The 13,666-nt window shown below is 42.6% G+C and carries 13 protein-coding genes and 1 pseudogene; 3 read left to right on the top strand and 11 right to left on the bottom strand.

Features of this window, described 5'->3' with window-relative positions; all coding sequences use genetic code 11:
• Positions 1–456: 456 nt before the first annotated feature.
• The 6 genes from EI162_RS11180 to EI162_RS11155 form a co-directional block, all read right to left on the bottom strand.
• Positions 457–999: a GyrI-like domain-containing protein gene (locus EI162_RS11180; RefSeq protein WP_192524427.1), complete on the bottom strand. Its 543-nt coding sequence runs from the start codon at positions 997–999 to the stop codon at positions 457–459.
• A gap of 117 nt (positions 1,000–1,116) precedes the next feature.
• Positions 1,117–1,326 (bottom strand): Fe-S cluster assembly protein IscX, encoded by a 210-nt coding sequence (gene iscX, locus EI162_RS11175; protein ID WP_192524426.1) that lies wholly within the window; start codon positions 1,324–1,326, stop codon positions 1,117–1,119.
• A gap of 99 nt (positions 1,327–1,425) precedes the next feature.
• Positions 1,426–1,962 (bottom strand): acyl-CoA thioesterase, encoded by a 537-nt coding sequence (locus EI162_RS11170; protein WP_192524425.1) that lies wholly within the window; start codon positions 1,960–1,962, stop codon positions 1,426–1,428.
• 318 nt (positions 1,963–2,280) lie between these two features.
• The gene (locus EI162_RS11165; protein WP_192524429.1) at positions 2,281–3,660 is read right to left on the bottom strand and encodes an NAD(P)(+) transhydrogenase (Re/Si-specific) subunit beta; all 1,380 of its coding nucleotides are present in this window, start codon (positions 3,658–3,660) and stop codon (positions 2,281–2,283) included.
• A gap of 14 nt (positions 3,661–3,674) precedes the next feature.
• A complete protein-coding gene (locus tag EI162_RS11160) occupies positions 3,675–4,022 on the bottom strand; it encodes a proton-translocating transhydrogenase family protein (RefSeq protein WP_225736977.1) in 348 nt (115 codons plus the stop codon).
• A 130-nt stretch (positions 4,023–4,152) separates the two neighbouring features.
• Positions 4,153–5,310, bottom strand: coding sequence for an NAD(P) transhydrogenase subunit alpha (locus EI162_RS11155; protein ID WP_192524423.1), 1,158 nt, complete (start codon positions 5,308–5,310; stop codon positions 4,153–4,155).
• A 487-nt stretch (positions 5,311–5,797) separates the two neighbouring features.
• Between EI162_RS11155 and yaaA the strand changes: the two genes are divergently transcribed.
• Positions 5,798–6,622, top strand: coding sequence for a peroxide stress protein YaaA (gene yaaA / locus EI162_RS11150; protein ID WP_192524422.1), 825 nt, complete (start codon positions 5,798–5,800; stop codon positions 6,620–6,622).
• 321 nt (positions 6,623–6,943) lie between these two features.
• Here the strand turns inward: yaaA and groL are convergent, their stop codons facing one another.
• Both groL and EI162_RS11140 read right to left on the bottom strand, forming a co-directional pair.
• Positions 6,944–8,596 carry a chaperonin GroEL gene (groL, locus tag EI162_RS11145; protein WP_192524421.1) on the bottom strand — a complete coding sequence of 551 codons (1,653 nt, stop codon included), beginning with the start codon at positions 8,594–8,596 and terminating at the stop codon, positions 6,944–6,946.
• A 97-nt stretch (positions 8,597–8,693) separates the two neighbouring features.
• On the bottom strand, positions 8,694–8,987 hold the full coding sequence (locus tag EI162_RS11140) for a co-chaperone GroES (protein ID WP_192524420.1): 294 nt from the start codon (positions 8,985–8,987) through the stop codon (positions 8,694–8,696).
• Positions 8,988–9,572: 585 nt separating this feature from the next.
• Between EI162_RS11140 and EI162_RS11135 the strand changes: the two genes are divergently transcribed.
• Positions 9,573–10,328 carry a DUF3108 domain-containing protein gene (locus EI162_RS11135; protein WP_413038387.1) on the top strand — a complete coding sequence of 252 codons (756 nt, stop codon included), beginning with the start codon at positions 9,573–9,575 and terminating at the stop codon, positions 10,326–10,328.
• A gap of 117 nt (positions 10,329–10,445) precedes the next feature.
• Here EI162_RS11135 and EI162_RS11130 read toward each other — a convergent pair whose 3' ends face one another.
• Both EI162_RS11130 and wrbA read right to left on the bottom strand, forming a co-directional pair.
• On the bottom strand, positions 10,446–10,925 hold the full coding sequence (locus EI162_RS11130) for a hypothetical protein (protein ID WP_225736976.1): 480 nt from the start codon (positions 10,923–10,925) through the stop codon (positions 10,446–10,448).
• Between the two features lie 33 nt (positions 10,926–10,958).
• Positions 10,959–11,573: an NAD(P)H:quinone oxidoreductase gene (wrbA, locus tag EI162_RS11125; protein WP_192524418.1), complete on the bottom strand. Its 615-nt coding sequence runs from the start codon at positions 11,571–11,573 to the stop codon at positions 10,959–10,961.
• 302 nt (positions 11,574–11,875) lie between these two features.
• Here wrbA and EI162_RS11120 point away from each other — a divergent pair, with 302 nt between their 5' ends.
• Complete coding sequence (locus tag EI162_RS11120) at positions 11,876–13,426, top strand: YihY/virulence factor BrkB family protein (RefSeq protein WP_192524417.1); 1,551 nt, start codon at positions 11,876–11,878, stop codon at positions 13,424–13,426.
• A 151-nt stretch (positions 13,427–13,577) separates the two neighbouring features.
• Here EI162_RS11120 and EI162_RS11115 read toward each other — a convergent pair.
• Positions 13,578–13,666, bottom strand: a pseudogene (locus tag EI162_RS11115) (IS5/IS1182 family transposase); the annotation flags it as partial.

The raw sequence follows: 13,666 nt of genomic DNA, 5'->3' as shown, positions 1-13,666 counted from the left end.
CTATAACACCATTATTCTATCATTAAATTAATCAACACATTATTAAAACACAGCCTAAAATATAGAACTATTAAGAGTAGAATGCCACCAAACGCCCAAACACTATCATTAAATATAAATTCCCATAAAGAATCGTAAGCATATTTTGCATATGGATACAGGAGCGTGCTCAAAACCAGATATGTATTATTGATAATGATATACACATCTGGAATTTCACCTACTGTAGAATGACTGCTAGCATATTTTGTCAAGTACCATACCAAACAAGCAAATAATGCAGCAATCAATAAATTTCGAAAATAATATTTGCGGTTTAATCCAAACAATGTGTTTTCAAAAAACTGTAACATCACAAGCCTTATAGTATTTAGTAAACACTTTGCCTAGATAGCGTAAAATCACTTTCGTCAAAAGTTCATCTCTTCATTAATACATTAAATCTAATTTACCTTATCAATCCAATTCATCTGAATTGATACCAACATACAGATCTACTTGACCATACTCTAAATTGCCACCGATATAATGCTCAAAATCAACGTTGTAAGTTCGTACGTGCTCACAGTTTCGATCATGGAAATATTCCCATGCCTTTTCCCACGCATTCATCACGGTATTAGGCATTCTACCTTCTTCAGAAAACACCATATACTTACCAGCAGGAATAGTGACTGTTACAACATCGCTATCATGTGCAGTACTAAGAATACTCTCTGCACTAAGGAGGTTAACGCCCTCTCCTTCTGCCTGCTCATTCTCTACCTTCCAACTGGCGACCACATCGAAGGCACCGACTAAATCCTCGCTTTCATAGTTATGGTAAACCCCGTAAATATCTTCACCCTCAGCAAGATGGCTGACGTGATTTTGATAAAACCTTTGCCATAATCGACCTAGCTTAGCGGTATCGTGGCTAATTTCTGCGTTATTAGTAGTGCGAATGCTGATACCTTTACAAGCTTGCGCTTCAGTTAGCTCTTTAATTTGTGCTGTCATGAGCGGTTTTCCTGTTTTTATTTGAGGTTATAGTTGTTATTAGGGGCTGTATAGAAATCAGCTGTGGAACTGACAGGTGTATTCTATACAATCCCTAAAGGTAACAGGAAGATAAAGCTAGTCCGCTTCACCAATCCAATTCATCTGAATCGCTTCTAAGATGCCTTCGTTTGACTTTTGAGGATCATCATCAAAGCCTTCAAGCTCGGTCACCCAGCGGTGCAAATCAGTAAAGCGTATATACTGCGGATCGGTCTCAGGAAATTTTTCATACAGCTCAATAGCGATATCTAAGCTGTCTGTCCATTTTAACTTTTGCGGGATCATAGTGGCTCCTTGATTTTCAGTTATTTTTATAAAAAACTATTGATTTAATAGGCTCTATCCTAACAAAATTCACTAGATGATTATAGCTAAGTCGTTTAGTTATGCTGTCGGTTTAGATTTTACAGCGACTTGATGATTATTCCATGAGGTGATGACGTCATTTAATTGCTCTCCTGTCATGTCCAAAGTTGCTGGCAAACACTTACCTTTCTTATCCGTTAATACAAACTTGGTCATACCAACGCCCATTAGTTGGTTTTTGACAAAGAAACGCGTTTCAAAATAGACGTATTTATTATCCCAGCCAACAAGCGTGCTATTTACGGTCATTTTATCTAAAAATTTAATTTCTTTGAGATAGACCATCTCTTGCATAGCGATAATCCAGCCTAAGTTTTTAATACCTTTTTGATGACCGCACGCCATGAGCCAATTGGTGATGTTTAACTCTATAAAAGATAAATAGCGATAATTGGGCAGATGATCCCGAAAACCCATATCATGTGGCAATACACGGTAGTAACGGACAATCGGTGCCATCAAAGTATCGACACTCAAAGGCTCGCTTACTGATTGTTTTTTAAGTTGCTGCTTTAGCAAATAAACCATAATAAAAAAACGTATCAACATATTCATAACTGACTCTCTTAACGCTTATTTGCGATAAACTGATTTTGTGTAAGCTTGTTTTGTATAAACTAGTAACTGACTAAAAATGCCGCCCACTGTAACGCAAAAAAAGCCACCGCAGTGACTTTTTACACAAAGACTTTTTATACGTTATCGTTTAGCTATCATATAGTTAATTCACCGTAAAACCGATACGAGTGCTACTGGAATAAATTTTTCGTAGCCTCTGTCACGCTTACGAACAGCCAGCAAGAAAATTTTATAACAGTAGCACGTAACTACCAACGTATCGATTTTATGTAGAACTGCCTATAATATTCAAGATTAATGAGCGCCATTAATACTACGTACCATTTCTTCGACCATCTTTTTCGCATCACCAAAGATCATCATGGTTTTGTCCATATAGAATAAGCTGTTATCCAAACCTGCATAACCCGTATTCATCGAGCGCTTAATCACCATCACCGTTTGGGCTTTGCTGGCCTCTAGAATAGGCATCCCAAAGATTGGCGACGACGGATCATCTTTGGCAGAAGGGTTGACAACGTCATTTGCGCCGATAACCAACACTACGTCAGTACTGGCAAAGTCAGAGTTGATTTCATCCATCTCAAGAATATCATCGTAAGGCACATCCGCCTCGGCCAATAGGACGTTCATATGTCCCGGCATACGACCAGCAACCGGATGAATGGCAAAGCGTACATTGACGCCTTCTTCTTTTAACAGCTCATACAGCTCTTTGACCGCATTTTGTGCGCGGCCTTGCGCCATACCATAACCTGGGACAATCACCACGTTGCTGGCATTAGACATCAAGAACCCAGCATCTTCTGCTGAACCAGCTTTGTAGTTCTTTGGTGCGCCATCATCTGCGCCTGCGGCGACGGCTGACGTACCCATACCGCCGAACAAGACGTTGAGTAATGAGCGGTTCATGGCTTTACACATGATATAAGATAAGATTGCGCCTGACGAACCGACCAGCGAACCGGCGATAATCAGCATCGAGTTGCCAAGGGTAAAACCAATCCCTGCTGCTGCCCATCCTGAGAACGAGTTCAATAGGGATACAACCACTGGCATATCACCGCCACCGATTGGGGCAATCCACATCCAGCCAAAGATGACCGCAATCACGGCCATCGCATAGAATGCGGGTAATGAATCGGTAACGAAATAGACCCCACCAAAACCAATCATCGCAATAAATAGCAACGCTTGGACAGGTTTGACCCAGCCACCGACCAAGGTCTTCGCCCAGCTCTTCGCCGCCAATTTACCAAAGGCAAAGACCGACGCTGAAAAGGTAATCGCCCCGATGAAACAACCAATGAACAATTCGACGCGAGCAACTGCGCCATGCTGTTGCTCAGTATGCAATACCGTAGCCAAGGCAATCGCTACGGCTGCCAAACCAACGAATGAATGCATCAAAGCGACGGTTTCTGGCATTTGAGTCATGGCGACTGTCTTCGCTTTCCACATGCCGACAACAGCACCTAACACCATGGCACCAATAATCAACCACAGGACGGGGCCTTCTGCTAAGAAGAATGTCGTGGCGACAGCAATCGCCATGGCAACCATACCCAAGCGGTTACCACGAATCGCTGTCTTTGGGCTAGATAAACCACGCAGGGTTAAGACAAAAAGGATGGCGCCGACTAGATAAAACCAATCGGCATTAGCAGAAATCATATTGGTTAAATCACTCATGCGTCGCCTCCATTCTCAGTCGTCCCAGTTTCAAGTGTAGGTGCTTTTTTTACTTTAGGTTTAAACATCGCCAGCATGCGCTCGGTCACCGCAAAACCACCAAAGATATTGATACTGGCTAAAAATACCGCAAAGGCACCCAGCAAACTGGTCGGGGTAAATACCGACCCATCAATGGTGACGGTCTGTAGCATTGCTCCGACAATCACAATACTGGATAACGCATTGGTCACCGCCATCAGTGGCGTATGCAATGCTGGGGTCACGCCCCAAACGACGTAATATCCCACGAAAATAGCAAGTACAAATACGGTAAAAATCGCGACAAATGGGGTGCTACTCATGGCGGCACCAATGGGTGCTGCCGCTAAAATAGTGGCAATCATCTTATCCTCCTAAAAATTGTTTCGTGTCTGGCGAATGTATGACAATGAAATCGTTGAGACTCAAAGCTTAAAATATAAAGGGTAAGGCTTAGCGTTTAGCCAGACGTACTTGATTGTCATGGGTCACGGCTAATGCACCCTGAATCTCATCTTCCATGTCTAGGTTGAGTGCCAGTTGAGTTGCTGAGGCATCGTCTGTCGCGGCAGGCGCCATTAAGGTGGTGATAAAATTGACCAGGTTGTTGGCATATAAGTCTGAGGACTGTGCCGCCAGCATGGATGGAATGTTGGCTGCTCCGACGATACGTACACCGTTGCCGGTGGTGATGGTCTCGTCAGGGACGCTGCCTTCGACGTTGCCGCCGGTACCAGCAGCCATGTCAATCAGCACCGAACCTGCTTTCATTTTATCTAGCGTGGTTTTATGTACTAATCGTGGCGCTTGACGACCAGGGATTTGTGCCGTGGTGATGACGATATCGGCATTGCTTAAAGCTTTGTCGACGACAGCGGCTTGGTCTTTGACATATTGCTCTGATGGTGTCCAAGCATAGCCGCCTGTGGATTTAGCGGTCTCAGCTTCCTCGGCACTCATCGGTACATCAAGCCATTTACCCCCTAATGACTCTACTTGTTCGCGAGCGGTCGGACGCAAGTCGCTGGCTTCAACGACGGCGCCTAAACGTTTGGCGGTGGCAATGGCTTGTAGACCTGCCACACCAACGCCTAAGATGACCACTTTGGCAGGCTTAACGGTTCCCGCTGAGGTCATAAACATGGGAAACGGACGCGAGTATTCATTGGCGGCGAGCAATACCGCTTTATAACCGGCAAGGTTGGCTTGTGAGGATAAGACATCCATGTTCTGCGCCCGTGATAAGGTGCGCGGCAGCAGTTCCATGGCAAAGGCGGTTGCCCCTTTGGCCGCATAACTATCAAGTTGGGTGTTGCGATACGGGTCGAGCATGCCGATGACAATTTGACCAGAGGTTAGGCTATCCGTGACCGCTGTTGGTAGATCATTGACGGTGGTAATAATTTGCGACTGGGTGACGACCTCAGCGCTACTGTTAGCAATATCAGCTCCAGCCGCTTGATACAATTCATCAGCATAATACGCTGCTTGACCGGCACCTGTCTGGATGACAATCTCGAACCCAAGTTTACGTAATTTCTTTACTGCGTCTGGGGTGAGCGCGACCCGACTTTCATTTGCGCTATCTGCACTAATAACACCGATCTTCATACCGTCTCCTTACGTCTAATGACTATGCTTATGACTACTTTTTAACACCCTCAACTCACATCTAAAAAGTACAGGGGACAAAAAAACCTTTGGTCTCTGTTGGTTCAGGATTTAAGACCAAAGATTATCAAATTAATAAATGATAGCGACTTTGCCATCACGCCTTTTTATTATAAAGATATCATCCGCTAACTTTCATTGCCTAATGATGACCCACAAGTAAAATAAAAAGTTGGGTACTTACACCATCCCCATAACTTTTATTGTTATATTAAAAACTTTTGTTTTTCATAACTCATTTAATTCCTGTAAGCTGCTAGCATATAAATATACTCGCAAAATTTACAATACTGACATATTTATATGCTAATAATTGAAATTACAAAACGGTTATCACTAAGTCAAGGTAAACTTGTAGATGACCTATAATAAGCAGGTTGGACACTATATAGTGATAGTTATTGATTCATTATAATAAGGAATAACGATGTATTTTTTACTCTCCCCTGCCAAATCTCTAAATGAGACAGAGGCTATCCCTGTAAATCTAGGTAACTACTATAGTCAGCCTGAGCTGATTGAACACTCGCAAACCCTGATGAAAAACTTGAAATCGAAAGAACCGATTGACTTACAAGAGCTCATGAGCATTTCTGATGATTTAGCCCAGCTCAATGCCAAGCGTAATCAAGACTGGGCTTGGAGTGATAATGAACCCTTCACGGACGATGCTTCTGGTAATACCGCCAAAGCTGCGGGGTATTTGTTTGATGGCGATGTCTATACAGGTCTTGATATGTATGGCATGGATAAGGACACGGCTATTTACGTCAATGAGCATTTGGGGATTCTGTCAGGGCTGTATGGTGTGCTCAAACCGCTCGATTTAATACAGCCGTATCGACTTGAGATGGGCACCAATCTCAAAAATGAGCGTGGGGATAATCTATATGAATTTTGGGGTGAAGAAGTAACCAATACTATCAATTCGCGCATGGCTATGGCTGATAGCGATGATAAAGTACTGGTAAATTTAGCTTCTAACGAGTATTTTAAATCTGTAAAGAAAAAGGCGCTACATGCAGAAATTATCACGCCACGGTTTGAAGATGAAAAAAATGGCACGTATAAAGTAATTAGCTTTTATGCCAAAAAAGCACGTGGACTGATGGTGAAATATGCCGCTGATAATAAGCTGACCAAGACAGAGCAGCTTAAGAAGTTTGATTTGGCAGGATATTATTATTGTGCGGAGGCGTCTGATGATAAAACGTGGACGTTTAGACGCGATGAAGCGAATCAGTATAGTTAAAATACTTTAAAAACGCTACGATACTGCGGGTATAGTTTTTTTGCAGCCTCTGTCTGCGTAGGCACAGCAACCAAGAAAAAACGGTACCTGCATACGTGATGTAGCGATATTGCTTCTCCCTGACTATAGTTTTTAAAAGATAGATCTAATTTGCATAAAAAACCCCGATAAGCCAAAGCCTATCGGGGTTTTATTTAAACTAGGTTTAACAAGCATTTATGGTTTGACTAAAGCAGTACGATTAGGCGACCGAGTAAAGATTGTACATCACGTACATCGAACGAGGTCAACAACATCGTACAAATTCAGTCGAGGCATAAACTACATCATGCCGCCCATTCCACCCATACCGCCCATTCCACCAGCACCGCCGCCCATAGCAGCCATACCGTCATCACTTTGCGGTAAATCAGTAATCATGACTTCAGTAGTAAGCATGAGGCCGGCTACAGATGCCGCGTTTTCTAGCGCTGAACGAGCTACTTTTGCTGGGTCAAGAATACCCATGTCAAGCATATCGCCGTATTCGCCAGAAGCCGCGTTGTAACCATAGTTGCCGCTACCACTCTTCACTTCGTTAACCACAACTGACGCTTCTTCGCCTGAGTTGGTCACGATTTGACGCAGTGGTGCTTCCATCGCGCGACGTAAGATATTGATACCGGCGTTTTGGTCGTCGTTATCACCACGTAGCTCAGACAATGCATTCATCGCACGAACTAGCGCAACACCACCACCAGGCACAACGCCTTCTTCGACCGCTGCACGAGTCGCATGTAGCGCATCATCAACACGATCTTTTTTCTCTTTCATTTCAGTTTCAGTCGCCGCGCCAACTTTGATAACGGCAACGCCGCCAGCCAGTTTCGCCATACGCTCTTGAAGCTTTTCTTTATCGTAGTCAGACGTTGATTCTTCAACTTGACGTTTGATAGATTCAACACGGTTTTCGATATCAGCGGTGTTACCAGCGCCATCAACGATAACGGTATTTTCTTTACCAACAGTGACTTTCTTAGCCGTACCCAATTGCTCAAGGGTTGCAGCCTCAAGGCTCAGGCCAATCTCTTCAGAGATAACCGTACCGCCAGTCAAGGTTGCGATATCTTCTAGCATGGCTTTACGGCGATCGCCAAAACCTGGTGCTTTTACCGCACAAGTTTTTAAGCCACCACGCATGTTGTTTACAACCAAAGTAGCTAATGCTTCGTTTTCGACGTCTTCAGCAATGATTAGCAATGGCTTGCTCTGCTGCATCACTTGCTCAAGCAGTGGCACGATTTCACGGATATTGCTGATTTTTTTGTCAACCAATAAGATATATGGGTTTTCAAATTCAGCGGTTAAGCTGTCTTGCTTATTAGCAAAGTAAGGGCTGATATAACCACGGTCAAACTGCATACCTTCTACAACTTCTAAGGTATCTTCAAAGCTTGAACCTTCTTCCACGGTAATCACACCTTGCTTACCGACTTTTTGCATCGCTTGGGCAATCAGCTCACCGATTTTGGTGTCTGAGTTGGCAGAGATAGAACCTACTTGAGCGATTGCTTTTGAATCGTCCGCTGGGGTCGATAATTCATGGATTTGCTCAACCGCTGCACGAACGGCTTTATCGATGCCGCGTTTTAGATCCATCGGGTTCATGCCAGCAGCAACTGATTTCATGCCTTCTTGCAAGATTGATTGCGCCAATACGGTCGCTGTGGTTGTACCATCACCAGCAACATCGTTGGTGCGGCTAGCAACTTCACGAACCAATTGCGCGCCCATGTTTTCAAACTTGTTTTCAAGTTCGATTTCTTTGGCAACCGAAACACCATCTTTAGTGATGGTTGGCGCGCCAAAAGATTTATCAATTACCACGTTACGACCTTTAGGGCCTAACGTTACTTTTACCGCGTTTGCTAGAACGTTTACGCCGTCCATCATTTGTTTACGGGCATCAATGCCGAATTTTACGTCTTTTGCCATGTTAAATTACTCCACTATTATAAGTATGAGAATGCAATTGAATGAGTTGATTTAGTATTGTTATAAATATGCTGAGTATAGAAACACTCAAAAAGGACTAGCCTTCTAGCACACCCAATACATCAGCTTCTTTCATAATAAGTAGCTCTTCGCCGTCAACTTTCACGGTTTGACCAGCATATTGACCGAACAAAACTTTGTCGCCAGCTTTTACATCTAACGCGCGAGTTTCACCGTTGTCACGAATCTGACCGTTACCAGTTGCGAGCACTTCACCTTGTGAAGGCTTTTCTTGCGCAGAACCAGGAAGCAAGATACCACCAGCCGTTTTTGTTTCTTCTTCTATGCGGCGGACAACAATACGATCATGTAAAGGACGAATATTCATCAATATGTCTCCAATAAGTTAATTGTTTAAATGAAAAATTTATTTGGTTTGATTGTCTCAATACTTATCTTTTAAAAGCTGTTTTCTAGAAACCTTGTAATAAAGATAAGCGTCGAGCTTGTTTCAAAAAGTGGGGGCATGGACAGTACGCTTCAAGTGTAAAGCCCAAAAATTTACAAGAATTTTTCAATTGATAGCATGTTTATCTGTAAGCGAGACGAGATTGCTTACAAGGTCCAAAAATAGAGCCATTAATGCGCGTATACAATCCATCATAAGACTATATAAGAAATAGCGCTATTGACTCTACATATCAGCTATTTTACTCGCTGTTTTTTACTCAATTTACAGCAAGTTACTCAGAGTAATAGCGGTATCTCGTTCAGTAACATCAGCTACAAGAGCCACACGTCAGCGTATGGCTCTCCTCTTGAAAATGTAACATTGTATAACCATTATAGTCTGTGAGACCATAACAACACTTATAAAACAATCGTTACTACCATTCAAAATTATCTTATAGGCTATCTATATACTGGTAAGCTATTTATCTAAATTGTTTAAGGAATATCCATGAGTTTTTTATCAATGAAGCAAAAATCAATCAGTGCTGACTCTAATAACACCAAGCCTTATAAATCTAAATTTTTAACCGCTTTAACCACTGGCGCCAGCATTGCTGCTATCGGAGTTTTGAGTATGACCGCACCTACCCTTGCCAGCGCAAAAAACATTGAACCTTCAAGCGCCAACTATAGCTTTACCGTCGAAGATAAATATAAAGGTATTGCCACGCGTACCTTAAACAAATCAGGTAATACCTGGAAATATAATGTCAATGCACGTGTGGCAGGTGTCGCAACGGCGTCACAAAACAGCACCTTTACCATAAATGGTAATAATGTTAGCCCAACCCAAGCCAGTACCACTTATAAACTATTGGGTATCGGTCGAACCCATAAACTGGACTTTAACCCGAGTAGCAAAAAAGTCGTGAGTAACTATAAAGGCAAATCGACTACCATGAATATGGCGCAACAAGCCTTTGATGACTTGAGTTTAGAAGTACAAATTCGCCAAGATTTATTGAATGGTAAATTCTCTGGTAATTACTACATGGCGAAAAAAGACAAAATTGAGAAAACACCCTTTAAAAAATCGGGTAATACTAAAATTACCGTACCAGCAGGAACATTTGATACCGTGCGTGTCGACCGCATCCATGATGACAACAGCCGCTCTACCAGTTTTTGGCTGGCACCAAGCTTAGATTACTTACCCGTTAAAGTCAGCCAAATTAATGATGGCAAAAAAATGGATCTAGAATTAACCAAGCTTAATTAATAGACCTGTCTGTAAAAAGCAGGATATCTAAAAATGCATTTCATGATAAAAAGCGGCGCTCTAATTAGAGCGCCGCTTTTTTATTTTAATATTATTTATGAGTAGTGAATGAAACCGCTAACGTGAACGCGGTTGTTTGACGACGTTATTCATCGACGGCAGACGCTTCAATAAAACAAACAACCAGACATTGATGGCAAACAATAGAAGGAAGTCCAGCAGATAAACCACTATCTCAGCCCAACTACTGCCATAAGCACGGGTAAACAGTACCACACCACTCGCACCCAAATAAACCAAGGTAAACATACTGCCTATCAATAGCCCATAGGGCGAACGTCCACGTAATATCGACGGCGTTAAGACAAACGCTGGTACCAACCATAGCGCTTGCCAAGCGATGCCGCCCACTATATCTGGGCTGCTAGTATTAAAAATGTTTATTAAAATAGGCAGAGCTATTAATCTAAAAGCCAGCCAGACCAACCAAGTGACCATTAAACGCTGGCGGATGGGCGCGATAGGCTTACTGGGTTTAACGAGTTTGCCAGTGTTGGTAGCAGGTGTTTGATCGGAACGATCAGAAGTATTTGGCATGAGAGAGCTATCTTTCCTTATCAATAAAACTGCTTAGCGCCAATTTGCTTGGACTAACGCTTTGGCACTAATGGCTAAGCGACGCCCTTGAGCAATGGCCAGTTCACGCTCATCAGCAGACACCGCCTGATCATGTGCAGCACCGCTGACGTGGCTTGCCCCATAAGGCGATCCACCACGACTGGTACGATTGAGTGCGGGCTCAGCATATGGCACACCCACAATCATCATGCCGTGGTGCAATAGTGGCATCATCATCGTTAGTAGCGTCGTCTCTTGTCCACCATGCATCGAACCGGTGGCAGTAAATACAGCGGCGGGTTTATTTTGTAAATTACCGGCCAGCCACAATGTGACTGTATTGTCCCAAAAATACTTCATAGGTGCAGCCATGTTGCCAAAGTGCGTCGGACTACCAAGTGCTAAACCTAGACAGTCTTTTAAATCATCCATGGTGCAATATAAGTCGCCTTCATCAGGGATACTTGGCTTACTCGCGGTGGTTTCGGGCGCTACCGTCGGCACCGTACGAATACGAGCTGTCATGCCAGCATCTTCAATTCCTTGAGCGATAGCATAGGCTAATGTTTTTGTCGTACCATAATTTGAATAATAGAGCACCAAAACATAAGGGGCGGTCTGACTCATTAGCAAAACTTCCTCATAAAATTATTAACATAGTTTTCTGCAGCAACCTCTATGTCTTTGAGTCTTTGACGATGCCATAAACTTCAAGACACTACCTGTATCTGACAATTAGCTAGCAGCGTAGATATATGGGCACATTATGCCCGAGTCGTTCACTGACATGCAAACTGCCGCGCTATATATTATAGCGACTAACACTCTGTAAGCGATATCGCTATGCAATTCGACACAATTAAATGGCAGATGATAACGGCATATTTTTGTTACACTACTGTCACTCTAATACCTGCTAAATGGTCAATATGGAAAATCTATCTAAAAAAATCCCGTTTTTACAACAACGCTGGTTTCAGTTTTTACGATTCTTAGCTAGGCACTTTTTGGAAGACAATTGCCAACAAAAAGCCGCCTCGCTAACCTACACCACCATGCTATCGATTGTTCCTATATTGACCGTACTACTGATGATCCTTTCATCAGTACCAGCACTCGCTTCTGTCAGGGCACAGATTTATGAGGTAATCTATAATAACTTGCTGCCACAATCTAGTCTGCAAGTCAGTGAGTACATCAATAACTTCGCTGAAAAATCGTCTAACCTAACCATCATTGGTGCGATGGTGTTGTTTTTTACCACTATTATGACCTTGACGACCATTGAGCGTGCTTTTAACCAAATCTGGCGAGTAGAAGACCGTTCGGGTGGTATCAAAAGCATGCTGCGCTACTGGACTATCGTTACTTTAGGGCCACTGGTGTTAGGTACAGCATTCATCGCCTCCAGTGCGGTACAAAGCTTAAGCTTTTTAAATCAACAAATCGCAGGCTACGGTATTGATTGGTCTTTTTGGGTACAAGCAGTATCGATTGGTATCACCGTCGCTGGATTTATTGGCATGTATTGGTTTATCCCTAAAGCACGCGTACCCGTAAAAAATGCTGCGATCGCTGGATTATTTGTCGCCATTGTATTTGAGCTGATGAAGCATCTGTTTGGTACGGTAATGGCCAACTTTACCAGTTATGAAGCTATTTACGGGGCTTTTGCCGCGCTGCCCATATTTTTATTATGGATTTATTTATCATGGAATCTTATTCTATTGGGCGTTGAAATTAGCTATACCCTCACTATTTTTGAAACTGAAGAGGTCTATCCTCGCCACCCATTACTCAGCTTATTAGACATGCTAAACCTACTGTACACCCATCATCTAAAAGGTGAGGCTGTCAGCGAACCAGCACTGCGTAGTGTATTGGGGCGCAAAGAGCTGCCGAAGTGGTATACCTATATTAACTACCTACAAGACAGCAATCTCATTACCATGACTGAAAATGATGATTATGTCCTCAAAAAAGACTTAGGCAATATGACCTTATGGGATTTTTATCGCACCCTACCCTATCCTCTACCGATTAAGGATGAACTTGATGAGATGAATCCCGAAGACCAAAAACCTTGGCTCAGTTTATTGATCAATCGGTTTGAAAATACGGAAGCCTACGCTAAAGAGCAATTAAATATCCCATTGAATACTATTTTTGCCAATAGTGAACCACGTAAAAAACCAGACGATGAAAAATTGGGTTTTGGCAAACATGGTAAATCAAAATTTTTTAGAAATTCTGGTTTAGCGACACCCAGTCATTTGTCTAAAAACCATTTAGAGACAGATAACCACACACCGCGCTTTGATCCCATGACTTATGATAAAGACAGCGACATAGAGTGCGATGATCGCAACAATGAAATCATTATTCCTCAAGATATCGGTGATGACTCTCATGCAAATCACCATAGAGTAAATAACAAAGACGCTATCATTACTGAGGCAGATAACCCAAAAGCGCACTAAGGCGTTAGAGATTAATTAAACTATAACGCATAACAAATAGTTTATCATAAGTACAAAAAATAAAATTATTGTTATAAACAACACAAATATCGTACATAATATTAACATAGCTGTTATATTGCCCCACACTATATTAGGGCGTGTTGAACATTCATAATTTCAGCCAGATATAAGCGCAAGCGAGAGCGACCGTATTCTCATAACTCTGCTTGAGCTTATCAAATCTGGTGGCAACTGCCC

The organism is Psychrobacter sp. FME6, assembly GCF_014861365.1.
Taxonomy (GTDB): domain Bacteria; phylum Pseudomonadota; class Gammaproteobacteria; order Pseudomonadales; family Moraxellaceae; genus Psychrobacter.
The sequence above is the reverse complement of the archived record's forward strand: the minus strand, read 5'-3'. Positions and strand labels throughout refer to the sequence as shown.